The sequence below is a fragment of the Escherichia sp. MOD1-EC6475 genome (assembly GCF_003046645.1).
Taxonomy (GTDB): Bacteria; Pseudomonadota; Gammaproteobacteria; order Enterobacterales; family Enterobacteriaceae; genus Escherichia; species Escherichia ruysiae.
In genome coordinates, this window is sequence record NZ_PZKQ01000011.1 from 251,453 (window position 1) to 275,588 (window position 24,136).

At 50.7% G+C, this 24,136-nt stretch carries 23 protein-coding genes and 1 pseudogene; 11 read left to right on the plus strand and 13 right to left on the minus strand.

What is annotated here, in order from left to right:
• Window positions 1-37: 37 nt before the first annotated feature.
• On the minus strand, window positions 38-1,414 hold the full coding sequence (locus A7589_RS03635) for a glycoside-pentoside-hexuronide (GPH):cation symporter (RefSeq protein ID WP_108188727.1): 1,377 nt from the start codon (window positions 1,412-1,414) through the stop codon (window positions 38-40).
• 329 nt (window positions 1,415-1,743) lie between these two features.
• Between A7589_RS03635 and A7589_RS03645 the strand changes: the two genes are divergently transcribed.
• Window positions 1,744-3,435: an alpha,alpha-trehalase gene (locus tag A7589_RS03645; protein ID WP_000804566.1), complete on the plus strand. Its 1,692-nt coding sequence runs from the start codon at window positions 1,744-1,746 to the stop codon at window positions 3,433-3,435.
• 139 nt (window positions 3,436-3,574) lie between these two features.
• Here the strand turns inward: A7589_RS03645 and A7589_RS03650 are convergent, their stop codons facing one another.
• On the minus strand, window positions 3,575-3,829 hold the full coding sequence (locus tag A7589_RS03650) for a GlsB/YeaQ/YmgE family stress response membrane protein (RefSeq protein WP_000511315.1): 255 nt from the start codon (window positions 3,827-3,829) through the stop codon (window positions 3,575-3,577).
• Window positions 3,830-4,029: 200 nt separating this feature from the next.
• Between A7589_RS03650 and ycgR the strand changes: the two genes are divergently transcribed.
• Complete coding sequence (ycgR, locus tag A7589_RS03655; protein ID WP_000020170.1) at window positions 4,030-4,764, plus strand: flagellar brake protein YcgR; 735 nt, start codon at window positions 4,030-4,032, stop codon at window positions 4,762-4,764.
• A 1-nt stretch (window position 4,765) separates the two neighbouring features.
• Here the strand turns inward: ycgR and emtA are convergent, their stop codons facing one another.
• Entirely contained in the window at window positions 4,766-5,377 is a 612-nt protein-coding gene (emtA, locus tag A7589_RS03660; protein WP_001295616.1) for a membrane-bound lytic murein transglycosylase EmtA, read from the minus strand.
• A gap of 99 nt (window positions 5,378-5,476) precedes the next feature.
• Between emtA and ldcA the strand changes: the two genes are divergently transcribed.
• The gene (gene ldcA / locus A7589_RS03665; protein ID WP_000051594.1) at window positions 5,477-6,391 is read left to right on the plus strand and encodes a muramoyltetrapeptide carboxypeptidase; all 915 of its coding nucleotides are present in this window, start codon (window positions 5,477-5,479) and stop codon (window positions 6,389-6,391) included.
• Window positions 6,392-6,485: 94 nt separating this feature from the next.
• Window positions 6,486-8,156, plus strand: a pseudogene (locus A7589_RS03670) (potassium/proton antiporter); the annotation flags it as partial.
• Here the strand turns inward: A7589_RS03670 and A7589_RS23650 are convergent.
• The 3 genes from A7589_RS23650 to dadA are packed head-to-tail and all read right to left on the minus strand — an operon-like array spanning window position 8,094 to window position 10,662.
• Window positions 8,094-8,240 (minus strand): hypothetical protein, encoded by a 147-nt coding sequence (locus A7589_RS23650; RefSeq protein ID WP_423779532.1) that lies wholly within the window; start codon window positions 8,238-8,240, stop codon window positions 8,094-8,096. The pseudogene A7589_RS03670 and the gene A7589_RS23650 sit on opposite strands and share 63 nt — an antisense overlap.
• Window positions 8,241-8,283: 43 nt before the next feature.
• A complete protein-coding gene (dadX, locus tag A7589_RS03675) occupies window positions 8,284-9,354 on the minus strand; it encodes a catabolic alanine racemase DadX (protein WP_000197888.1) in 1,071 nt (356 codons plus the stop codon).
• A gap of 9 nt (window positions 9,355-9,363) precedes the next feature.
• Window positions 9,364-10,662 (minus strand): D-amino acid dehydrogenase, encoded by a 1,299-nt coding sequence (gene dadA, locus A7589_RS03680; RefSeq protein WP_001266888.1) that lies wholly within the window; start codon window positions 10,660-10,662, stop codon window positions 9,364-9,366.
• A gap of 329 nt (window positions 10,663-10,991) precedes the next feature.
• On the opposite strand from dadA, the gene A7589_RS03685 reads away from it, so the two are divergent.
• Window positions 10,992-12,524, plus strand: a complete 1,533-nt coding sequence (locus tag A7589_RS03685) for a SpoVR family protein (protein ID WP_000190825.1) — start codon at window positions 10,992-10,994, stop codon at window positions 12,522-12,524.
• A 149-nt stretch (window positions 12,525-12,673) separates the two neighbouring features.
• On the opposite strand, the gene fadR is transcribed toward A7589_RS03685, so the two are convergent.
• Entirely contained in the window at window positions 12,674-13,393 is a 720-nt protein-coding gene (fadR, locus tag A7589_RS03690; protein ID WP_010350948.1) for a fatty acid metabolism transcriptional regulator FadR, read from the minus strand.
• 221 nt (window positions 13,394-13,614) lie between these two features.
• On the opposite strand from fadR, the gene nhaB reads away from it, so the two are divergent.
• Window positions 13,615-15,156 carry a Na(+)/H(+) antiporter NhaB gene (nhaB, locus tag A7589_RS03695; RefSeq protein WP_000406399.1) on the plus strand — a complete coding sequence of 514 codons (1,542 nt, stop codon included), beginning with the start codon at window positions 13,615-13,617 and terminating at the stop codon, window positions 15,154-15,156.
• A gap of 145 nt (window positions 15,157-15,301) precedes the next feature.
• Window positions 15,302-15,832, plus strand: a complete 531-nt coding sequence (gene dsbB / locus A7589_RS03700) for a disulfide bond formation protein DsbB (RefSeq protein ID WP_000943445.1) — start codon at window positions 15,302-15,304, stop codon at window positions 15,830-15,832.
• An 87-nt stretch (window positions 15,833-15,919) separates the two neighbouring features.
• Here the strand turns inward: dsbB and ruvB are convergent, their stop codons facing one another.
• Window positions 15,920-16,930: a Holliday junction branch migration DNA helicase RuvB gene (gene ruvB, locus A7589_RS03705; protein WP_000568522.1), complete on the minus strand. Its 1,011-nt coding sequence runs from the start codon at window positions 16,928-16,930 to the stop codon at window positions 15,920-15,922.
• An 8-nt stretch (window positions 16,931-16,938) separates the two neighbouring features.
• Window positions 16,939-17,550, minus strand: coding sequence for a Holliday junction branch migration protein RuvA (gene ruvA, locus A7589_RS03710; RefSeq protein ID WP_000580341.1), 612 nt, complete (start codon window positions 17,548-17,550; stop codon window positions 16,939-16,941).
• A 274-nt stretch (window positions 17,551-17,824) separates the two neighbouring features.
• Here ruvA and A7589_RS03715 point away from each other — a divergent pair, with 274 nt between their 5' ends.
• Entirely contained in the window at window positions 17,825-18,427 is a 603-nt protein-coding gene (locus A7589_RS03715) for a YebB family permuted papain-like enzyme (RefSeq protein WP_000701080.1), read from the plus strand.
• Between the two features lies 1 nt (window position 18,428).
• On the opposite strand, the gene ruvC is transcribed toward A7589_RS03715, so the two are convergent.
• The 4 genes from ruvC to aspS are packed head-to-tail and all read right to left on the minus strand — an operon-like array spanning window position 18,429 to window position 21,972.
• Window positions 18,429-18,950, minus strand: a complete 522-nt coding sequence (gene ruvC, locus A7589_RS03720; protein ID WP_010350951.1) for a crossover junction endodeoxyribonuclease RuvC — start codon at window positions 18,948-18,950, stop codon at window positions 18,429-18,431.
• A gap of 34 nt (window positions 18,951-18,984) precedes the next feature.
• A complete protein-coding gene (locus tag A7589_RS03725; RefSeq protein ID WP_000907234.1) occupies window positions 18,985-19,725 on the minus strand; it encodes a YebC/PmpR family DNA-binding transcriptional regulator in 741 nt (246 codons plus the stop codon).
• Between the two features lie 29 nt (window positions 19,726-19,754).
• Window positions 19,755-20,207 (minus strand): dihydroneopterin triphosphate diphosphatase, encoded by a 453-nt coding sequence (nudB, locus tag A7589_RS03730; protein ID WP_077629253.1) that lies wholly within the window; start codon window positions 20,205-20,207, stop codon window positions 19,755-19,757.
• Window positions 20,200-21,972, minus strand: a complete 1,773-nt coding sequence (gene aspS, locus A7589_RS03735; protein WP_001258657.1) for an aspartate--tRNA ligase — start codon at window positions 21,970-21,972, stop codon at window positions 20,200-20,202. Before aspS ends, nudB begins: the two co-directional genes overlap by 8 nt.
• A 310-nt stretch (window positions 21,973-22,282) precedes the next feature.
• Here aspS and A7589_RS03740 point away from each other — a divergent pair, with 310 nt between their 5' ends.
• The 3 genes from A7589_RS03740 to A7589_RS03750 are packed head-to-tail and all read left to right on the plus strand — an operon-like array spanning window position 22,283 to window position 24,112.
• Window positions 22,283-22,849, plus strand: a complete 567-nt coding sequence (locus A7589_RS03740) for a hydrolase (RefSeq protein ID WP_000891643.1) — start codon at window positions 22,283-22,285, stop codon at window positions 22,847-22,849.
• Window positions 22,846-23,664 (plus strand): DUF72 domain-containing protein, encoded by an 819-nt coding sequence (locus A7589_RS03745; RefSeq protein ID WP_000639252.1) that lies wholly within the window; start codon window positions 22,846-22,848, stop codon window positions 23,662-23,664. The genes A7589_RS03740 and A7589_RS03745 overlap by 4 nt, the downstream gene beginning before the upstream one ends.
• A 52-nt stretch (window positions 23,665-23,716) precedes the next feature.
• On the plus strand, window positions 23,717-24,112 hold the full coding sequence (locus A7589_RS03750) for an MAPEG family protein (protein ID WP_002462319.1): 396 nt from the start codon (window positions 23,717-23,719) through the stop codon (window positions 24,110-24,112).
• Window positions 24,113-24,136 lie beyond the last annotated feature (24 nt).

The window sequence follows — 24,136 nt, forward strand, 5'->3', positions numbered from 1 at the left end:
GCATCGCTACGATGCTATCCGAAAAAGCCGTACGCTATTAGCCAGCGTACTGACCATGTTGTAAATCCTGTACTACTTTGTTCATTTTCGCTTCATTCAACAGATAAAACTTAATAGAAATTGCAGTCAGGAAGTAGAAGAATGCCGGCAGGAAGTAGAAGAATGCCGGCAGGAGGGTAAACAGTAACACTACGCCCTGTACTGAATTAGCGGATTGAGTTGTGCTACTGGTTGCATAACCATAATAAGCCAGTACCCAACCAATCACCGCCCCACCTACTGCAACGCCCAGTTTGATGACAAAAATATTCGCAGCAACGTTCATCCCCGTAATACGACGACGCGTTTTCCATTCACCATAGTTATTCGCATCGGTAATCATTGACCACTGGAGCGCACCATTTCCGCCCTGAATAATCTGAATTGCCAGATGAGCCAGTAATGGAATAATCCAGTATTCCACCGGCAGGAAATAACAGAGCACGCCCAACGCTGCGTTAATAATATTAACCCAGAATGAAAGTTTAATTTTACAAAAGCGAGTGCCAAATGGTTTCGCCAGTACAGAACCTAACATAGAAGCAAACATTCCGCCGAGCATAAACCACGTAAGAATATCTGAACCTTTATTTAAAACGGTATTAACATAATAAACAACAGCACCGCCACGGATAACCACCGCCACCAGCATCATAAAATTATAAACAGAGAGAATGCGCCACTGATCATTCTTAAAAAGAATCTTCAAATCGCGCGCGATATTCAGATTTTCTTCCTGAATAGGTTGTACACGCTCTTTGGTGGTCAGGAAACAAATTAAGAACATAATGCAGCCAATAACGCCAAAAACCGCCATCGCAATCTGGATACCAGTAGCCCGGTCTCCAGGAGAGAGGAAGTCAGCGACAGGCAGGATAAATGCAGTACCTAACGCACCACCAATAGGCGTGATGGCAAAACGCCAGGATTGCAGTGACAGGTTTTCACGCGGATCGGACGTCAACGCCGCGCCCAATGAGCAGTAAGGGATATTAATGGCCGTATACATTAATGTCATAAATATATAGGCGGCAACCGCATAGACAACCTTACCGCTGTCAGAGAAATCAGGAATGGAGTAAACCAGCACGCAACTGACCGCAAACGGTACACAGATGGCCAACAGCCACGGACGGAAACGCCCCCAACGAGATGAGGTTGCATCGGCGATTGCCCCCATAATCGGATCGGTAATTGCATCCAGTAGACGCACCAGTAAAAACATGGTTCCCATTACGGCTGGCGGCAGACCATAAATATCGGTATAGAAATAAGCGAGGATGGCAACAGAAGAATCAAAGACGATATGGCTGGCAGCATCACCCAGGCTATAGCCTATTTTTTCTTTTATTGGCAATTTTTCCACATTAGACATGTTTTATCCTTATCTATAAATTTACTTCACGAAATACCTTTCACTGGCGCAATTCTTCACGGAAGTTTTTGGTCGGTCTATTATGTTTTTTCATTAAATTCTTATGATTTTTTTCTTCTGTGATCGCACAGCAAAAGTCACTGCCCATTTAATAAACAACATATATTTTGTGAATATATTGCAACACTATTTATGCCTTTAATTACACCTTCCATATGCCTGACACTTCGCAGAATGAGATTTCAATCATGCAGTTGCCGCGATCCTGAACTAAGGTTTTCTGATACTTGATTACCGTTTTGTTCGGTATCGCCAAAGGAGAATGATTGATGAAACCACGTGTCCCTCGTCACCTGCAAAGAATGGCGTTAATTCCCACCACCGTTTTATTGTGTTTTGCCACGCTATCGGCACAAGCGGAAGAAATCGCTGTCACACCACAATCGCCTGATATTTTGTTGGGACCGTTGTTTGACGATGTGCAAAACGCCAAACTTTTTCCTGATCAAAAAACCTTTGCCGACGCCGTGCCCAACAGCGACCCGCTAATGATCCTCGCTGATTACCGGATGCAGCAGAACCAGAGCGGGTTTGATTTACGGCACTTTGTGAAAGTTAATTTCACTCTGCCAAAAGAAGGCGAGAAGCATGTCCCACCGAAGGGACAGTCGCTGCGTGAACATATTGATGGACTTTGGCCGGTATTAACCCGTACAACGGAAAGCACCGAAAAATGGGACTCTCTGTTGCCATTGCCGAAACCCTATGTCGTGCCAGGAGGCCGTTTTCGGGAAGTGTATTACTGGGACAGTTACTTCACCATGCTGGGGCTTGGCGAAAGCGGTCACTGGGATAAAGTGGCGGATATGGTGGCGAATTTTGGTTATGAAATAGATACTTATGGACACATTCCCAACGGGAACCGCAGCTACTATTTAAGCCGTTCGCAGCCGCCTTTCTTTGCGTTGATGGTGGAGTTACTGGCGCAACATGAAGGCGACGCCGCGTTGAAACAGTATCTGCCGCAACTACAAAAAGAATATGCTTACTGGATGGACGGCGTTGAAAATCTGCAAGCCGGGCAACAGGAAAAGCGCGTTGTAAAGCTCAAGGATGGCACCATTCTTAACCGCTACTGGGACGACCGCGATACACCTCGTCCGGAATCATGGGTAGAAGATATCGCTACCGCTAAAAGCAATCCAAATCGTCCTGCCACTGAAATTTACCGTGACCTGCGTTCTGCCGCCGCATCTGGCTGGGATTTCAGCTCGCGCTGGATGGACAATCCACAGCAGTTAAGTACATTACGCACCACCAGCATCGTACCGGTCGATCTCAATAGCCTGATGTATAAAATGGAAAAAATCCTTGCCAGCGCCAGTAAAGCCGCCGGGGATAATGCGATGGCCAGCCAATACGAAACGCTGGCGAATGCCCGTCAGAAAGGGATCGAAAAATACTTGTGGAATGATCAACACGGCTGGTATGCCGATTACGATCTGAAGAGTCATAAAGTACGTAATCAGTTAACTGCCGCCGCCCTGTTCCCGTTGTACGTTAATGCAGCAGCGAAAGATCGCGCCAGTAAAATGGCAACAGCGACCAGAACGCATCTGCTGCAACCTGGCGGACTGAACACCACCTCGGTGAAAAGTGGGCAGCAATGGGATGCGCCAAATGGCTGGGCGCCGTTACAATGGGTCGCTACTGAGGGATTGCAAAACTACGGACAGGAAGATGTGGCGATGGACATTAGCTGGCACTTTCTGACCAATGTTCAGCACACCTATGACCGGGAGAAAAAGCTGGTGGAGAAATATGATGTCAGCACCACCGGAACAGGTGGCGGCGGTGGCGAATATCCGTTGCAGGATGGTTTTGGTTGGACCAACGGCGTAACGCTGAAAATGTTGGATTTGATCTGCCCGAAAGAAAAACCGTGTGACAACGTTCCGGCAACGCGCCCGACCAGTGCTTCCGCAACGCAGCCAACAAAAGTCACAGAACCCACACCTTAATCTTTTCTTCTCCCGACAGCGTCATTCTGCTTATCTGGATGACGTTGCCGTTTTATCTGGTTTTCAAACACCGTGAGATTTACACATAATTTGAAAGCGGATAGTGATGCCTGCACCGCTATCCGCCAGAAAGATTACGTTATTCTCTTCGCAGGAGGCGGAATACCCCCAGCACCAGGATAGCGCCGACCACCGCCACCAGGAAGCTATGTAAATTAAAACCACTGATGGAGCCGCCAATGCCAAACATGGTCGCCAGCCAGCCGCCGACAACCGCACCGACTATCCCGAGAATGCAGGTCAGGAAAAATCCACCACCATCACGCCCTGGCATGATCAGCTTGGCGATAATGCCGGCTATCAGGCCAAAAATAATCCAGGCAATAATTCCCATGTTCAGGCCCTCGTTTCGATGAATCGGACGCAAGAAATGCTTACGTCAACGCTCTAAGTATAGGCAAGCACAGGATCAATGGTGGGAGGCTGTCGGTTGAATTAGTCGTAAGTTGTAAAAAAAATTCACGCATTTGTATTAAGTTTTGTTAGTCCCTACCGATAAACCAAAGACAGTTTGTCGGTCAGGAGTTTTTCCGCGTGAGTCATTACCATGAGCAGTTCCTGAAACAAAATCCGTTAGCAGTCCTGGGCGTTTTACGCGATTTACATAAAGCCGCAGTACCACTGCGTATCAGTTGGTCAGATGGTCAGTTGATCAGCAATATACTGGCGATAAGCCCTGATAAACTGGTGCTGGATTTTGGTAGTCAGCAAGAAGACAACAATGCCGTGCTTAAAGCGCGACAAATCACTATTACCGCCGAAACGCAAGGCGCCAAAATCGAATTTACCCTTGCTCAATTACAGCAAAGTGAATATTTGCAGCTTCCGGCGTTTATCGCCACTCCCCCTCCCGCATTATGGTTTGTGCAACGACGCAGATATTTCCGCATCTCCGCCCCACTTCATCCGCCTTATTATTGTCAGACCAAACTGGCGGATAACAGTACGTTACGTTTTCGCCTGAGTGATTTATCACTAGGTGGCATGGGTGCATTACTGGAAACGGAAAAACCGGCCGGATTGCACGAAGGTATGCGCTTCGCACAGATTGAAGTCAACATGGGACAATGGGGCATTTTTCACTTTGACGCCCAGTTACTGACCATCAGCGAGCGCAAAGTGATTGATAGCAGAAATGAAACTATCTCCACTCCCCGCCTGAGCTTTCGTTTTCTTAACGTCAGCCCGACGGTGGAGCGGCAATTACAGCGGATTATATTCTCACTCGAACGGGAAGCCCGGGAGAAATCGGACAAAGTGCGCGACTGAGTTACATCGCGTCCAGCGCCTGCTCAAGTTTGTAGATATAGCGTGGAGCCTGCGGTGCAGGGTGATTTCTTGCTACGTGATCGAGGAACTCATCAGCATCCAGATCATTAATTTTGCTGATCGCTTTTTTCCGATCTGATGAGAAAGTCCGCAGCAACGCACCAGCCCCGTTAGCGTATGACACCACCAGCGCATATTGCAGTACCTTCGGATCTTCAATGCCTGCCAGCGGGCCGGTTTCCAGAATATTCAGGTAAGCCGCCCCCATTGAGATATTACGCTCCGGGTTTTTCAGCTCGCTGGTCGTCGGCTCGCCACTCCAGCCCATACGGCGATAAACATCACGTCCGGAGGTTGAGGCTTTTAACTGCATTAAACCAATAGCATTCGACTTACTTACCGCGTTCGGGTTACCACCCGATTCGATAGCGATAATTGCCGTGATCAATTGCGGATCAACGCCCCATGCCGCTCCGGCTTTCTGACTTATTGGCATCCACTGCATCGCACGTTGTACCGGGACTTTCGCATTCCATGGCGGGTTCGTATAGTCATGCTTTGAAGAACAACCCGCTAATAACACAATCAAAAAGGCAAACCATCTCAATTTCACTTCATCAATCCTTATAGCCTGGAATCGCCGTTGAGGTGACAACGGCACACCTAAGCGGCATGATATACATTTCGTTTCTGTTGTCAGCAAGGAATTGCCATGTCTCTGTTTCACTTAATTGCCCCGTCGGGTTACTGCATTAATCAGCACGCCGCACAGCGCGGCGTTCAGCGCCTTACCGATGCGGGGCATCAGGTCAATAACGTCGGGGTTATCACCCGTCGCTGTGAACGTTTTGCTGGTACGGAAACGGAGCGTCTGGAAGATCTCAATTCCCTTGCCAGACTGACCTCACCCAACACCATCGTGCTGGCAGTACGCGGCGGTTACGGTGCCAGTCGCTTACTGGCGGATATTGACTGGCAGGCTCTGGTGGCTCGCCAACAACATGATCCGTTGCTTATCTGCGGGCATAGCGATTTTACGGCCATTCAGTGCGGTCTTCTGGCACAAGGCAATGTCATCACCTTTAGCGGCCCGATGCTGGTGGCAAATTTTGGCGCGGATGAGCTGAATGCCTTTACCGAGCACCACTTCTGGCTGGCGTTACGCAATGAAACGTTCAGCATTGAATGGCAAGGGGAAGGCCCGGCGTGTCAAACAGAAGGAACATTGTGGGGAGGCAACCTCGCGATGTTGATTTCGCTTATCGGTACGCCGTGGATGCCACAAATTGAGAACGGTATTCTGGTACTGGAAGACATCAACGAACATCCGTTCCGTGTCGAACGCATGTTGTTACAGCTTTATCATGCTGGAATTTTACAGCGCCAGAAGGCGATTATTCTCGGTAGCTTCAGTGGCAGCACGCCCAATGATTATGATGCGGGTTACAACCTGGCGTCGGTGTACACGTTCTTGCGTTCCCGCCTGTCGATTCCGCTGATTACCGGCCTCGACTTTGGTCATGAACAACGCACAGTGACGCTGCCGCTGGGTGCACATGCTATCCTCAAAAACGACAAAAACGGCACACAATTGACAATTAGCGGTCATCCTGTTCTGAAAGCGTAAAAAAATCACGCTTCCGGGCTAACTAAAACGCTGTTTCTGCCGTGAATATGGTAGGTTTATAGCACGAGACAGCGTAATCAGGAGTAACCGACCGTTGGATGCCGCAACAATTATTAGCCTTTTTATCTTAGGCTCCATCCTTGTCACCAGCAGTATTTTACTTAGTTCATTTTCTTCCCGCCTTGGCATTCCGATTCTGGTTATTTTCCTGGCGATCGGTATGCTGGCTGGAGTCGATGGTGTCGGCGGCATTCCGTTTGATAATTATCCTTTTGCCTACATGGTAAGTAACCTGGCACTGGCGATTATTTTGCTCGATGGCGGAATGCGCACCCAGGCCAGTTCATTTCGCGTGGCGTTAGGACCTGCACTTTCACTGGCGACGCTGGGCGTGCTTATCACCTCCGGTTTAACCGGCATGATGGCGGCATGGCTGTTTAATCTTGATTTGATTGAAGGCTTATTGATTGGCGCAATTGTCGGCTCCACCGACGCCGCAGCGGTCTTTTCTCTGCTGGGCGGCAAAGGGCTTAACGAACGTGTTGGCTCGACGCTGGAAATAGAGTCCGGCAGCAATGATCCGATGGCGGTCTTTCTGACAATTACCCTGATTGCGATGATCCAGCAGCATGAAAGCACTATTAGCTGGATGTTCGTTGTCGATATCCTGCAACAATTTGGCCTGGGGATTGTCATCGGTCTTGGCGGGGGTTATTTACTGCTGCAGATGATTAACCGCATCGCCCTGCCTGCGGGCTTGTATCCATTGCTGGCATTAAGCGGCGGTATTTTAATTTTTGCTTTAACCACGGCGCTGGAAGGCAGCGGCATTCTGGCAGTTTATCTGTGCGGTTTTCTGCTGGGTAATCGTCCGATTCGCAACCGCTACGGCATTCTGCAAAATTTCGACGGCCTCGCCTGGCTGGCACAAATCGCTATGTTCCTGGTGCTGGGGTTGTTGGTTAACCCGAGCGACCTGTTGCCTATTGCCATTCCGGCGCTCATTTTGTCTGCATGGATGATTTTCTTCGCCCGCCCCCTTTCGGTATTTGCTGGATTGCTACCGTTCCGTGGCTTCAATCTGCGCGAGCGCGTGTTTATTAGTTGGGTTGGATTACGCGGCGCAGTGCCGATCATCCTGGCGGTGTTCCCGATGATGGCGGGGCTGGAGAATGCGCGTCTGTTCTTTAATGTCGCCTTCTTCGTAGTTCTGGTTTCACTGCTATTGCAGGGAACATCGCTGTCGTGGGCAGCGAAAAAAGCCAAAGTGGTGGTTCCGCCAGTGGGACGTCCGGTATCACGCGTTGGGCTGGATATTCATCCGGAAAATCCGTGGGAGCAGTTTGTTTACCAATTGAGTGCCGATAAATGGTGCGTGGGCGCGGCGCTGCGCGATCTGCATATGCCAAAAGAGACGCGCATTGCGGCACTGTTTCGTGATAACCAGTTGCTTCACCCCACCGGCAGCACCCGACTGCGCGAAGGCGACGTGTTATGCGTGATTGGTCGGGAACGCGATCTTCCGGCACTCGGAAAACTGTTTAGCCAGTCGCCGCCGGTCGCGCTTGATCAACGCTTCTTTGGTGACTTCATTCTCGAAGCCAGCGCGAAATATGCCGATGTGGCGCTGATCTATGGTCTGGAAGACGGTCGGGAGTATCGCGATAAACAGCAAACGCTGGGTGAAATTGTTCAGCAATTGTTAGGTGCGGCTCCGGTTGTCGGCGACCAGGTGGAGTTTGCCGGGATGATCTGGACGGTGGCTGAGAAAGAAGATAACGAAGTGTTGAAGATTGGCGTTCGGGTGGCGGAGGAAGAAGCCGAATCTTAAGTTTGATGCGGCTGATATCGCCGGATGCGATGCTTACGCATTTTATCCGGCTTGCCACAAGTTACACCGTCACAACAGGTACACGTAGCGCCAGCGCGCACATCAACTCATAGCCCACCGTTCCGGCAGCGGCGGCGACATCATCAATTTTGATCTCCTTGCCCCACAGCTCAACTGGCGTACCAATACCCGCCTGCGGGCAAGGCGTCAAATCGACCGCCAGCATATCCATCGAGACTGTCCCCACCGTCATGGTGCGCACGCCGTCCACTAAAACAGGTGTTCCGGTTGGTGCATGACGCGGATAGCCGTCGGCGTATCCGGCGGCGACAATGCCGATTCGCTGCTCATCGCGCGCAGTATAGCGACCGCCATAGCCCACACGTTCGCCCGCTTTTAGCGTCTGAACACCAATAATCTCACTGCTTAACGTCATGACCGGGCGTAATCCGGTATTGGCGATATCGCGCCACTGACCGGACGGCGAAGCACCATATAAAATAATGCCAGGTCGAACCCAGTCAAAATGCGCTTCCGGATGCCACAGGGTTGCCGCCGAATTAGACAACGAGCGCCGACACTCCAGCCCTTCCGCTGCCTGCTCAATACGCGCCATCGCGCCGGAAATCCCATCAGGATGCTCCGCATCGGCAAAATGCGACATCAGCGTCATTTCGCCAACGTTCGCCATCGCCCGCAGCTGCTGCCAGACAGTGAGCACGCGATCGGGCTGGAACCCCAACCGATTCATCCCACTATTCACCTTAAGGTAAATATCCAGCGGCGCTTTTAGCCGCGCATTTTGCAGTGCTTTGAGCTGCCAGTTACTGTGCACGCAGGTGGTCAGGCGGTACTGGTCATAAATTTCCAGATCCTGAGCGTGAAAAAAACCCTCCAGCATCAGGATTGGCCCTTTCCAGCCGCGCTCGCGCAGGATAATAGCCTCTTCAGGATTAAGTAACGCAAAACCATCGGTCGCCCCGAGCGCGCTCCAGATACGCTCGATACCGTGCCCGTAAGCGTTCGCTTTTACCACCGACCAGACGCGCGCGTGCGGCGCGGCCTGGCGGACAATGGTCAGATTTTGTTTTAATGCCTGCAGATCGAGGCTGGCCTGTATCGGACGAGTCATCTCGATTCCTTAACTGTGCGCGCCATGTAAATGGCCTGGACGTGATGGCGTAAATCCACGACTGTAGCGCGCTACACTTAGATCCTCATACGGGATCGCTGGCGTGCGCCCTGACAGCAGATCGCTTAACAACTGACCGGAACCGCAAGCCATCGTCCAGCCAAGCGTGCCGTGACCGGTATTCAGCCACAAATTTTTAAAGCGTGTACGCCCCACAACCGGCGTGCCGTCTGGTGTCATCGGGCGCAGACCGGTCCAGAAAGTAGCCTGCTCAACATGGCCGCCGCGCGGATAAAGGTCGCGAACCACCATCTCCAGCGTTTCACGACGCGGTTGCAACAGCTCGGTGTTAAAGCCAACAATTTCCGCCATCCCGCCGACACGAATACGGTTATCGAAACGGGTAATAGCGATTTTGTAGGTTTCATCAAGAATGGTGGACACCGGCGCACCGTCTTCATGCGCAATCGGAATGGTCAAAGAATAACCTTTCAGCGGATAAACCGGGATATCGACAATGCCCTTGAGCATCGCCGTCGAGTAAGAGCCAAATGCCATAACATACGCATCGGCCTTAATCACCTCATCACCACACTTCACGCCATAGATCTGCTCGCCGTCACAAAGCAGTTGATCGACTGGTGTATTAAAGCGGAATTTAACCCCCGCCTGTTCCGCCATTCGCGCCAGATTCTGGGTAAAGAGCTGACAGTCACCGGTTTCGTCATTGGGTAGTTGCAGGCCGCCAGTCAGTTTGTGCGCAACTTCCGCCAGCGCAGGTTCCACTTCCGCCAGGCGACTGGATTCCAGCAATTTATATGGCACGCCTGCATCTTCCAGTACGGCGATATCGCGAGTGGCGTTTTCATACTGTTGTTCAGTGCGGAACAGTTGCAGCGTCCCGCCCTGCCGGCCTTCATACTGGATATTGGTTTCGGCGCGCAATGCTTTCAGGCAATCACGGCTGTATTCTGCCAGGCGCACCATCCGCCCTTTGTTTTCCATATAGTGGCTGGTGTCACAGTTACGTAACATTTGCCACATCCATTTCAACTGGAATTGCGAACCATCGAGACGAACCGCCAGCGGCGCATGGCGCTGGAACATCCATTTAATCGCTTTTAAAGGCACGCCTGGCGCCGCCCACGGCGCGGCATATCCGGGAGAAATTTGCCCGGCATTTGCTGCGCTGGTTTCCAGTGCTGCGCCCGGCTCCCGATCAATGACGGTGACCTCATGTCCTGCCTGATTTAAATACCAGGCGCTGGCAACGCCTACCACACCACTTCCCAGTATGACAACTCGCATAGCCACTCCGATAACGGTATATACAGTAAAAGAACAATAATCTAATTACATCTTGATAACCCAGATGAAAATATTATTCAACATATGGCTTTTTTATGGTGAGCTGGCTCACATCTCCCTGACTCTGCGGGAATATGGCGTCTTTGGTATCTCCTGCTGGTCGAGCTTTATATCCAGCAGAAAATTCCGTTCAGAAGCTAATTATTGGCACTCCGATAATAAGAAATCGCAAAGAAAAAAATTCTCCAGCGACGCGGTTTTTAACTGGTGTTCTATGCTTGAAATGAGGTGCTCCACACAGAGAGCGCCGACAACAATGAGGTGCGCGTATGGCGACGATCGATTCTATGAATAAGGACTCCACACGTTTGAGCGATGGACCTGACTGGACGTTCGACCTGCTGGATATTTATCTGGCAGAGATAGACCGGGTGGCAAAACTCTACCGGCTTGATACCTACCCGCACCAGATTGAAGTAATTACATCAGAGCAAATGATGGATGCCTACTCCAGCGTCGGGATGCCAATTAACTATCCGCACTGGTCGTTTGGCAAAAAGTTTATTGAAACCGAGCGTCTGTATAAGCACGGTCAGCAAGGGCTGGCCTATGAAATCGTTATTAACTCTAATCCGTGCATCGCTTACCTGATGGAAGAGAACACCATTACCATGCAGGCGCTGGTGATGGCTCACGCCTGTTATGGCCATAACTCTTTCTTCAAAAACAATTACTTATTCCGTAGCTGGACCGATGCCAGTTCGATTGTCGATTACCTGATTTTCGCCCGCAAATACATTACCGAGTGCGAAGAACGCTATGGCGTTGATGAGGTAGAAAAGCTGTTGGACTCGTGCCATGCGCTGATGAACTACGGTGTGGATCGTTATAAACGCCCACAAAAAATCTCGCTGCAAGAGGAGAAAGCCCGGCAAAAAAGTCGCGAAGAGTATCTGCAAAGCCAGGTCAATATGCTCTGGAGAACGCTGCCTAAGCGCGAGGAAGAGAAAACCGTTGCCGAAGCGCGCCGCTATCCATCCGAGCCACAAGAAAACCTGCTCTATTTTATGGAGAAAAATGCGCCGCTGCTGGAATCATGGCAGCGTGAAATCCTGCGCATTGTACGTAAAGTGAGCCAGTATTTTTATCCGCAAAAACAGACTCAGGTGATGAACGAAGGCTGGGCGACCTTCTGGCACTACACCATCCTTAACCATCTGTATGATGAAGGGAAAGTGACCGAACGTTTTATGCTGGAGTTCTTGCATAGCCACACCAATGTGGTCTTCCAGCCGCCCTATAACAGCCCGTGGTACAGCGGAATTAACCCGTATGCCCTCGGATTCGCTATGTTTCAGGATATTAAACGGATTTGTCAGTCGCCAACGGAAGAAGACAAATACTGGTTCCCGGATATCGCCGGTTCCGACTGGCTGGAAACGCTGCATTTCGCGATGCGTGACTTCAAAGATGAGAGCTTTATCAGCCAGTTCCTGTCACCGAAAGTAATGCGTGATTTCCGCTTCTTCACAGTGCTGGATGACGATCGGCATAATTATCTGGAGATTTCCGCCATTCATAATGAGGAAGGTTATCGGGAGATCCGTAACCGTTTATCGTCGCAATATAACTTAAGTAATCTTGAGCCGAATATTCAGATCTGGAACGTAGATTTACGCGGCGACCGTTCGCTGACGCTACGTTACATTCCACATAACCGCGCACCACTGGATCGGGGGCGTAAAGAAGTGCTGAAGCATGTACATCGCCTGTGGGGGTTTGATGTGATGCTCGAACAGCAAAACGAAGACGGCAGCGTTGAGTTACTGGAACGTTGCCCGCCAAGAATGGGAAATCTGTAAATATCCCTCCTCGTTTGAGGAGGGTTTATTTTGCCGGATGCGGCGTAAACGTCTTATCCGGCTTATAGAACATAGCAAATTCAATATATTGAAGGCCTGATAAGCATAGCGCATCAGGTAACTATGCATTAGTCATCAGTATGGATGGATTATCGCCCCTGAATGGCTAAATCACCCGGCAGGTTTTTCTGCATCCGGTGCCAAATCTCGCCACTCTCATGCCCATAGCGGCGTACTGTTTCGTAAACCTGGTCGTGGGCGCCTTCACTGCACAACGCAGACAGCTTGTGGTAGAAGCCCAGCGCCAGACTACGCGCTTCCGGATTGGCGAAATAGTGACGACCAATGCGCGTATACAACCCTTTCATTCCGTTAAGGATCAGACCATAAATCGGGTTACCAGAGGCAAACGCCAGACCGCGAAAAATGTTGTAATCCAGATCAGCAAAAGCGTCTGCGTGATCGGCCACTTCATTAGCCGTTGCCAGCACTTCCTGCGCTTTATCAGGATGCTGGCGAAACGCGGTACGAATAAAAATGGTCGAAATATTGGTACGCACTGACAGCAAATTATCTATGAGTTGCGGTACACTTTCGTGATCCAGTCGCGCCAGCGTCTCAAGGATATTCAACCCGGAGGTTTCCCAGAAATTATTCACCTTCGTCGGTTTGCCGTGTTGAATGGTCAGCCAGCCGTCTCGCGCCAGGCGCTGTAACACTTCGCGTAACGTCGTTCTCGTTACACCAATTAATTCCGAAAGTTCACGTTCTGCGGGCAAAATAGTCCCGGGTGGGAAGCGGTTATTCCAGATACTTTCAATAATGTACTCTTCCGCGAAACCCGCCGGGCTTTGCGCCTTAATGACCATAGTGAGATTTCCATAACACAGCAAAACAAAGTTGGACTCATCATACCAGAGGGCTAACAACGCTGATAGCAGACAAAAAGAAGAAAAAAGGGATCAAGGCTTCATTTTCTGTATCTCTTTCCCCTTGACTATCAAGACTTGCCTCGATCCCCCCCGACCGTTAAGCTTTGCGTTCTAACATAAAAACATCATTTATTATTTGTAAGGTAAGGGAAACCATCATGGAGATCTCCTGGGGCCGCGCGTTATGGCGCAATTTTTTGGGTCAGTCACCTGACTGGTACAAACTTGCCCTTATTATTTTCTTAATTGTTAACCCGTTAATTTTCCTCATCAGCCCTTTTGTTGCTGGCTGGCTGCTTGTCGCGGAATTTATTTTCACTCTGGCGATGGCTCTGAAATGCTATCCGCTGCTCCCCGGCGGTCTATTGGCTATCGAAGCTGTCTTCATCGGCATGACCAGTGCGGAACACGTCCGTGAAGAGGTGGCGGCAAATCTTGAAGTCTTACTGTTACTGATGTTTATGGTGGCGGGCATCTATTTTATGAAACAGCTTCTGCTGTTCATATTTACCCGTTTACTGTTAAGCATTCGCTCCAAAATGCTGCTGTCACTCTCTTTTTGCGTGGCGGCGGCGTTTCTCTCTGCGTTCCTCGATGCCTTAACCGTAGTTGCTGTGGTGATCAGCGTTGCTGTTGGTTTTTATGGTATTTATCACCGCGTAGCTTCTTCCCGCACCGAAGATACCGACCTGCAAGACGACAGCCATATCGACAAGCATTACAAAGTGGTTCTGGAGCAGTTCCGTGGCTTTCTGCGTAGCCTGATGATGCATGCGGGTGTCGGCACTGCATTAGGCGGCGTGATGACCATGGTAGGCGAACCACAGAACCTGATCATTGCCAAAGCTGCTGGCTGGCATTTTGGCGATTTCTTCCTGCGCATGTCACCGGTGACCGTCCCTGTCCTGATTTGCGGTCTGTTAACCTGCCTGCTGGTGGAGAAGCTGCGTTGGTTTGGCTACGGCGAAACGCTGCCGGAAAAAGTCCGCGAAGTGCTGCAACAGTTTGACGATCAAAGCCGCCTCCAGCGTACACGTCAGGATAAAATTCGTCTGATTGTCCAGGCGATTATCGGCGTCTGGCTGGTCACCGCGCTGGCGTTGCATCTGGCAGAGGTCGGCTTGATTGGTTTGTCTGTCATTATATTGGCGACATCACTGACCGGTGTAACTGATGAACATGCAATCGGCAAAGCCTTCACAGAATCTCTGCCATTCACCGCACTGTTGACGGTCTTTTTCTCGGTAGTGGCGGTGATTATCGACCAACAACTGTTCTCCCCAATTATCCAGTTTGTATTGCAGGCATCAGAACACGCTCAGCTATCGCTGTTTTATATCTTCAACGGTTTGCTGTCTTCAATTTCGGATAACGTCTTTGTAGGGACGATTTATATCAATGAAGCAAAAGCGGCAATGGAGAGCGGTGCTATTAGTATGAAGCAATATGAACTGCTGGCAGTCGCCATCAACACCGGGACCAACCTGCCCTCCGTCGCCACGCCGAACGGACAGGCTGCGTTCTTATTCCTGTTGACCTCAGCACTCGCGCCATTAATACGTCTTTCTTATGGCCGCATGGTGTGGATGGCTCTGCCCTACACTCTCGTACTGACCCTCGTCGGATTACTCTGCGTAGAGTTTACTCTTGCCCCTGTAACTGAATGGTTTATGCAAATGGGGTGGATTGCAACGCTTTGATAACAACTTACCGGGCATATTTATGCCCGGTTTGCCTTTCCGCCCGATAATTGTTCAATTACATCCTATTTTTACTCCCTCCTGGTGGCGCAACGAATGAATTGGTTTAAACTGCGCATTCGATGCATATTGCAGGGAAATTATTATGTTGCGATTTTTGAACCAATGTTCACAAGGCCGGGGGGCGTGGCTGTTAATGGCGTTTACCGCTCTGGCACTGGAACTGACGGCGCTGTGGTTCCAGCATGTGATGTTACTTAAACCTTGCGTGCTCTGTATTTATGAACGCTGTGCGTTATTCGGCATTCTGGGCGCCGCGCTGATTGGCGCTATCGCCCCGAAAACTCCGCTGCGTTATGTGGCGATGATCATCTGGCTGTATAGTGCTTTTCGTGGCGTGCAATTAACTTACGAGCACACCATGCTCCAGCTCTATCCTTCACCGTTTATGACCTGTGATTTCATGGTCCGATTCCCGGACTGGCTGCCGCTGGATAAATGGGTACCACAAGTGTTTGTCGCCTCTGGTGATTGCGCTGAGCGTCAGTGGGATTTTTTAGGTCTGGATATGCCGCAGTGGCTGCTCGGTATTTTTGTTGCTTACCTGATTGTCGCAGTGCTGGTGGTGATCTCTCAGCCGTTTAAAGCGAAAAAACGTGACCTGTTTGGTCGCTAATCAATTCGGCGCTCCTGCGGGAGCGCCTGTCTGGCTTCATCTTGTCGATAGCTTAATGTTGGATGCGGCGTGGACGCCTTGCCCGACCTACGGCATTTCTGGCGGAGTAATCCCGAAGTGGTTCCACGCCCGCACTGTCGCCATACGCCCGCGCGGCGTGCGCTGCAAAAAGCCCTGCTGAATCAAATAAGGTTCCAGCACATCTTCAATGGTTTCACGTTCTTCGCCAATGGCCGCTGCCAGGTTATCCAGGCCTACCGGCCCACCGAAGAATTTATCAATTACCGCCAGCAATAACTTGCGGTCCATATAATCGAAACCTTCAGCATCAACGTTCAGCATATCCAGCGCCTGAGCAGCGATATCTGCCGAGATGGTGCCATCATGCTTCACTTCAGCGAAATCTCGCACACGACGCAGCAGGCGGTTGGCGATACGTGGCGTACCTCGCGCCCGGCGAGCCACTTCCAGCGCGCCATCGTCACTCATCTCAAGCCCCATAAACCGTGCGCTACGACTGACGATATATTGCAAATCAGGCACCTGGTAAAACTCCAGGCGCTGCACAATACCGAAACGGTCACGCAATGGCGATGTCAATGAGCCAGCACGCGTTGTCGCGCCAATCAGGGTGAACGGGGGGAGATCGATTTTAATTGAACGTGCTGCCGGGCCTTCACCAATCATAATATCCAACTGGTAGTCTTCCATGGCCGGATACAGCACTTCTTCCACCACAGGCGAAAGACGGTGGATCTCATCAATAAACAACACATCATGTGGTTCAAGGTTGGTGAGCATCGCCGCCAGATCGCCCGCCTTTTCCAGCACCGGGCCGGACGTGGTGCGTAAATTGACGCCCATTTCATTGGCGACGATGTTGGCAAGTGTGGTTTTACCCAGCCCCGGAGGACCAAAAATCAATAGATGATCAAGGGCATCGCCGCGCAGTTTCGCCGCTTTGATGAAAATTTCCATCTGTGAACGAACCTGCGGCTGACCAACATACTCTTCCAGTAGTTTGGGGCGAATGGCGCGATCTGCCACATCTTCCGGCAAAGTCGTACCGGCAGAAATCAGACGGTCTGCTTCAATCATCCGTTACCTCATAACGCGGCGCGCAGGGCTTCGCGAATTAATGTTTCACTGCTGGCATCAGGGCGAGCGATTTTGCTCACCATGCGGCTGGCTTCTTGTGGTTTATAGCCCAGCGCCACCAGCGCAGCAACAGCTTCCTGTTCGGCATCGTCGGTTGCCGGGCTTGCCGGTGAGGTCAATACCAGATCGGCAGCCGGTGTGAACAGATCGCCATGCAGACCTTTAAAGCGATCTTTCATTTCAACGATCAGGCGTTCAGCAGTTTTCTTACCAATGCCAGGTAATTTCACCAGTGCACCCAGTTCTTCACGCTCAACGGCATTCACAAACTGCTGCGCTGACATACCCGAGAGGATCGCCAGTGCCAGTTTCGGTCCCACGCCGTTAGTTTTGATCAACTCTTTAAACAACGTGCGCTCTTGTTTATTGTTAAAACCATACAGTAGCTGCGCATCTTCACGCACCACAAAGTGAGTGAAAACAATCGCTTCCTGGCCCGCTTCAGGGAGTTCATAAAAACAGGTCATCGGCATATGCACTTCATAGCCTACGCCGCCCACTTCAAGTAACACCAGCGGGGGTTGTTTTTCCAGAATGATGCCTCTCAGCCTGCCTATCACATGACGCTCCTGCGTAATGAATCAAAGATAATGTTGTATGATAAAAAAATGCTGGATAGATATCCAGCGAAGGATGAAGAAAAATTGCGAGGCGTCTCGATGAACTGAAAAATGACGCAGTATAATTGATCCGCTAAGTCATCTTTAAAATAAATATTGTAATGTTAAATATTTAGAGGATAAATCCACTAAAAAAATAAACCTTTCCGTTCCTGCAAAAAAATATTTTTTATGGTATTACGTATATTCATATTTATTTCAATGGAATGACAAAGTGAAAATTAATTACCCTTCTGAATATGAAATTGGCGATATTGTATTTACATGTATAGGTGCTGCCTTATTTGGTCAAATATCTGCCGCATCAAATTGCTGGAGTAATCACGTCGGGATCATTATCGGTCATGACGGCGATGATTTTCTGGTCGCAGAAAGTCGTGTTCCCCTCTCCACAATCACCACACTGTCCCGCTTTATTAAACGCTCTGCTAACCAACTCTATGCAGTAAAGCGATTAGGTACCGGGCTAACAGAACAGCAAAAACAACGGCTGGTAGAACAGGTTCCCTCCCGGCTGCGCAAGCTCTACCATACCGGTTTTAAATACGAATCTTCCCGCCAGTTCTGTTCAAAATTCGTTTTTGATATTTATAAAGAGACGCTATGTATCCCGGTGGGTGAAATAGAGACATTTGGAGAACTGTTAAACAGCAATCCGAATGCAAAGCTTACTTTCTGGAAATTCTGGTTTTTAGGTTCGATTCCGTGGGCGCGTAAAACCGTCACGCCAGCGAGTTTGTGGCATCATCCGGGTCTGGCGTTGATATATGCAGAAGGAATAGAAACACCTCAGCCAGAATTGACTGAGGCGGTATAACTTAACGCAGTCGCCCGCGAGCCAGGTTCAGCCTCGATTCGCTCATCTGCATCGCATTCTGGCTGACATGGCAGTGGGTGATGGCAATCGCCAGCGCATCGGCGGCGTCCGCCTGTGGGTTAGCGGGTAGTTTTAGCAAGGTGCGCACCATATGTTGCACCTGACTTTTTTCAGCACTACCAATACCTACCACCGTTTGTTTGACCTGACGGGCAGCATATTCAAACACCGGCAATTCCTGATTAACCGCTGCCACAATCGCCACGCCGCGTGCCTGCCCCAGTTTCAGGGCAGAGTCGGCATTCTTCGCCATAAAGACTTGTTCGATTGCGAAATAATCGGGCTGGAACTGGGTGATGATTTCCGTCACGCCCGCATAGATGAGCTTCAGACGAGACGGTAAGTCATCCACTTTGGTGCGTATGCATCCACTGCCCAGGTAGGACAGTTGCCTGCCCACCTGACGGATAACGCCGTAGCCGGTAACGCGCGAACCCGGGTCAATACCGAGAATAATAGACATCACGCGTCTCCGTTTTGTTGGTTAGCCGGCCTCATCAGAGGGTCGCTGCAACCTCATCAGAGATCTCACCGTTATGGTAAACTTCCTGCACGTCGTCACAGTCTTCCAGCATATCGATCAGACGCATCAGTTTCGGTGCAGTTTCTGCATCCATATCGGCTTTGGTTGACGGGATCATGGAAACTTCTGCGCTGTCTGCTTTCAGACCAGCCGCTTCCAGAGCATCACGTACTTTACCCATCTCTTCCCACGCAGTGTAGACGTCGATTGCGCCGTCATCATAGGTCACAACGTCTTCTGCACCTGCTTCCAGCGCCGCTTCCATGATGGTGTCTTCATCACCTTTCTCAAAGGAAATCACACCTTTTTTGCTGAAAAGATAGGCTACGGAACCGTCAGTACCAAGGTTGCCGCCACATTTGCTGAATGCGTGACGCACTTCAGCAACAGTACGGTTACGGTTGTCAGACAGACATTCAATCATGATTGCAGTGCCGCCAGGACCGTAACCTTCGTAGATGATGGTTTCCATGTTCGCATCATCATCACCGCCTACACCACGTGCAATTGCGCGGTTCAGGGTGTCACGAGTCATGTTGTTAGACAGTGCTTTATCAATGGCTGCACGCAGACGCGGGTTAGCATCCGGATCGCCGCCGCCCAGTTTAGCTGCGGTCACCAGCTCACGAATGATTTTAGTGAAGATTTTACCGCGCTTAGCATCCTGCGCAGCTTTACGATGTCTGGTGTTGGCCCATTTACTATGACCTGCCATAAAAAATATCTCCAGATAGCCCTGCCTGTTCAGGCAGCGTTAATTACAAACTGTTCAATCGCCTGCCGGTTGCTCCATGACTTAGTGAGCGCCGCTGCAGCGGGCGCATCAAGCCACTTGTAGGCCAAATGTTCAGTAAAAACAATCTGACGTTCGTGCGGGAGCGCAAGGCAGAACCATGATTCTGTATTGCGCGTCACGCCCGGCGCATAGCGATGACGTAAATGTGAAAAAATTTCAAACTCTACCGTGCGCTGACAGTCAATTAAGGTCAGTTGTTCAGCGACAACATCTATAGTGACCTCTTCCTTTACTTCGCGCATGGCAGCTTGCGGCGCGGTTTCACCCTCTTCCACGCTGCCGGTTACCGACTGCCAGAAATCGGGATCGTCACGCCGCTGCAACATCAGCACCCGTTTCGTATCTTGTGCATAGATGACCACTAAGATCGAAACGGGACGCTTATAAGTCATATCAATTATTCTCAGCCTTCTTTACAACCTGAATGCTCAGCTCTGCCAGAGCAGTCGGGTTGGCAAAGCTCGGAGCTTCAGTCATCAGACACGCTGCCGCCGTGGTTTTCGGGAAGGCGATAACGTCACGGATGTTGTCGGTGCCAGTCAGCAGCATGGTCAGACGGTCAAGGCCAAATGCCAGACCTGCGTGCGGCGGAGTACCGTATTTCAGGGCGTCGAGCAGGAAGCCGAATTTCTCGCGCTGTTCCTCTTCGTTGATACCCAGAATACCAAACACCGTCTGCTGCATATCACCATTATGGATACGCACAGAGCCACCGCCTACTTCGTAACCATTGATGACCATATCATAAGCGTTCGCCACCGCATTTTCCGGCGCCGCTTTCAGCTCGGCAGCAGTCATGTCTTTCGGTGCGGTGAACGGATGGTGCATCGCGGTCAGGCCGCCTTCGCCGTCGTCTTCAAACATCGGGAAGTCGATAACCCACAGCGGTGCCCATTTGCTTTCGTCAGTCAGACCAAGGTCTTTACCCACTTTCAGACGCAGTGCGCCCATCGCGTCGGCAACAATTTTCTTGTTGTCGGCACCGAAGAAAATCATATCGCCATCTTGCGCGGCAGTACGATCCAGGATGGCTTCGATGATTTCAGCGTTGAGGAACTTCGCTACCGGGCTGTTGATACCTTCCAGACCTTTCGCGCGTTCGTTGACTTTGATGTAAGCCAGACCTTTCGCGCCATAGATTTTGACGAAGTTACCGTATTCATCGATCTGCTTACGGGTCAGCGATGCACCGCCCGGAACACGCAGAGCAGCGACGCGGCCTTTCGGATCGTTCGCCGGCCCCGCAAATACTGCAAATTCAACAGATTTCAGCAGATCGGCAACGTCGGTCAGTTCCATCGGGTTACGCAGATCTGGTTTATCGGAACCGTAACGGCGTTCAGCTTCCGCAAAGGTCATTACCGGGAAATCGCCCAAATCCACGCCCTTCACTTCCAGCCACAGATGACGCACCAGGGCTTCCATCACTTCACGCACTTGCGGCGCGGTCATGAAAGAGGTTTCCACATCGATCTGGGTAAATTCTGGCTGGCGGTCAGCACGCAGGTCTTCGTCACGGAAGCATTTTACAATCTGATAATAACGGTCGAAACCGGACATCATCAGCAGCTGTTTGAACAACTGCGGCGATTGCGGCAGTGCGTAGAATTTACCTTTATGCACACGAGAAGGCACCAGGTAGTCACGCGCACCTTCCGGCGTCGCTTTGGTCAGCATCGGGGTTTCGATGTCGAGGAAGCCGTGGTCGTCCATAAAACGGCGCACCAGGCTGGTGATTTTTGCGCGGGTTTTCAGGCGCTGAGCCATTTCCGGGCGACGCAGATCAAGATAGCGGTATTTCAGACGCGCTTCTTCGGTGTTGACGTGGTTAGAGTCCAGCGGCAGAACGTCTGCGCGGTTGATGATGGTCAGCGAGGACGCCAGCACTTCGATTTCGCCGGTCGCCATATCGCGATTGATATTTTTTTCGTCACGCGCACGTACGGTGCCCGTTACCTGAATGCAAAACTCATTACGCAGTTCAGAGGCCAGCTTTAACGCGTCCGCACGATCCGGATCGAAAAATACCTGCACGATACCTTCGCGGTCGCGCATATCGATGAAGATCAGGCTACCAAGATCACGACGACGGTTGACCCAACCACACAGAGTCACCTGCTGCCCCACGTGGGACAAACGGAGCTGTCCACAATATTCTGTACGCATGAGATATCCCTTAACTTAGCTGCCGGCGGACGTCCCCTGCTGCGCAGGTGACCTAAGTCGCAGCGTTAGCTGTATGTCACAACTGAATGAAAAAAGGCGGCTATTATACTGGAAATTCTGCCGCACCGTAAGAGTCTGGCCCGCTCTGGAACGACTCGTTACCACTTTATATCAGGCCTGAAATCAGACTCTACCCTTGTTTGCTATAAAGGTGTTGCCTGAGCACATAAAAATTAACAAAATTTGTCGTTCTGCCATCGGCTAATCGCATTAAGGTGAGAGGCTCGATTTTGTTTTATCTGGAGTCATCATGCTTGAACTGAATGCTAAAACCACTGCGCTGGTGGTGATTGATTTACAAGAAGGTATCTTACCTTTTGCCGGTGGACCGCATACTGCTGAAGATGTCGTTAATCGCGCCGGGAAACTGGCGGCGAAATTTCGAACTAACGGTCAGCCTGTGTTTCTGGTGCGCGTCGGCTGGTCTGCCGATTACGCCGAAGCATTAAAACAGCCAGTTGATGCTCCCTCACCTGCCAGAACGTTGCCGGAAAACTGGTGGCAACATCCTGCGGCGTTAGGTGCAATCGACAGCGATATCGAAATCATCAAGCGTCAATGGGGTGCGTTTTACGGTACGGATCTGGAGTTACAATTACGCCGTCGTGGCATTGACACCATCGTCTTATGTGGGATCTCAACCAATATTGGCGTCGAATCAACCGCCCGCAATGCCTGGGAACTCGGCTTTAATCTGGTGATAGCCGAAGACGCCTGCAGTGCAGCCAGCACCGAACAGCACAATAACAGCATCAACCATATCTACCCGCGCATTGCCCGCGTGCGTCGCGTGGAAGAGATCCTCAACGCATTATGATTTACATCGGTCTGCCGCAATGGTCGCATCCCAAATGGGTGCGGTTGGGGATCTCCAGCCTGGAAGAGTACGCCCGCCATTTTAACTGCGTGGAGGGCAACACCACACTTTATGCTCTGCCAAAACCGGAAGTTGTTCTGCGCTGGCGCGAGCAGACCACCGATGATTTTCGTTTTTGCTTTAAGTTTCCGGCGACTATTTCGCATCAGGCAGCATTACGGCATTGCGATGATTTAGTGACTGAATTTTTGACCCGCATGTCACCGTTAGCGCCGCGCATTGGACAATACTGGCTGCAACTGCCCGCCACGTTTGGTCCACGGGAGCTGCCTGCGCTTTGGCACCTTCTCGATTCTCTTCCTGACGAATTTACCTATGGTGTGGAAGTCCGCCATCCGCAGTTTTTCACCAAAGGCGAGGAAGAACAAACGCTTAATCGCGGTTTGCATCAGCGTGGCGTTAATCGGGTGATTTTAGACAGCCGTCCGGTTCATGCAGCACGTCCACATAGTGAAGCCATTCGCGACGCGCAGCGGAAAAAACCGAAAGTTCCGGTACATGCCGTGTTGACGGCGACGAATCCGCTGATCCGTTTTATCGGTAGCGATGATATGACACAAAACCAGGAATTATTTCAGGTCTGGTTACAAAAATTAGCGCAATGGCAACAGACCACCACGCCTTATCTTTTCCTGCATACACCAGATATCGCCCAGGCACCGGAACTGGTACATACTCTGTGGGAAGACTTGCGTAAAACACTCCCAGAGATCGGAGCAGTTCCGGCTATTCCACAGCAATCTTCTCTTTTCTGAAATTGCCACCTATCATAGACAAGTGCCATCGGCCATTTTAAAGGGAGTTTGTATGGTAAGCGCGCTGTATGCCGTTTTAGGTGCGTTGTTATTAATGAAGTTCTCTTTTGATGTTGTTCGCCTGCGAATGCAATATCGCGTTGCCTATGGCGACGGCGGTTTTAGCGAACTGCAAAGCGCCATTCGCATTCACGGTAACGCGGTGGAATATATTCCCATCGCGATTGTGTTGATGCTGTTTATGGAAATGAATGGCGCAGAAACCTGGATGGTGCATATTTGCGGCATCATTCTGCTTGCTGGTCGTCTGATGCATTATTACGGTTTTCATCACCGGCTGTTTCGCTGGCGACGTTCCGGCATGAGCGCCACCTGGTGTGCGCTGTTGCTGATGGTGCTGGCGAATCTTTGGTATATGCCCTGGGAGTTGGTTTTCTCCCTGCGTTAGCGCACAATACGCCACTTTCTTTTT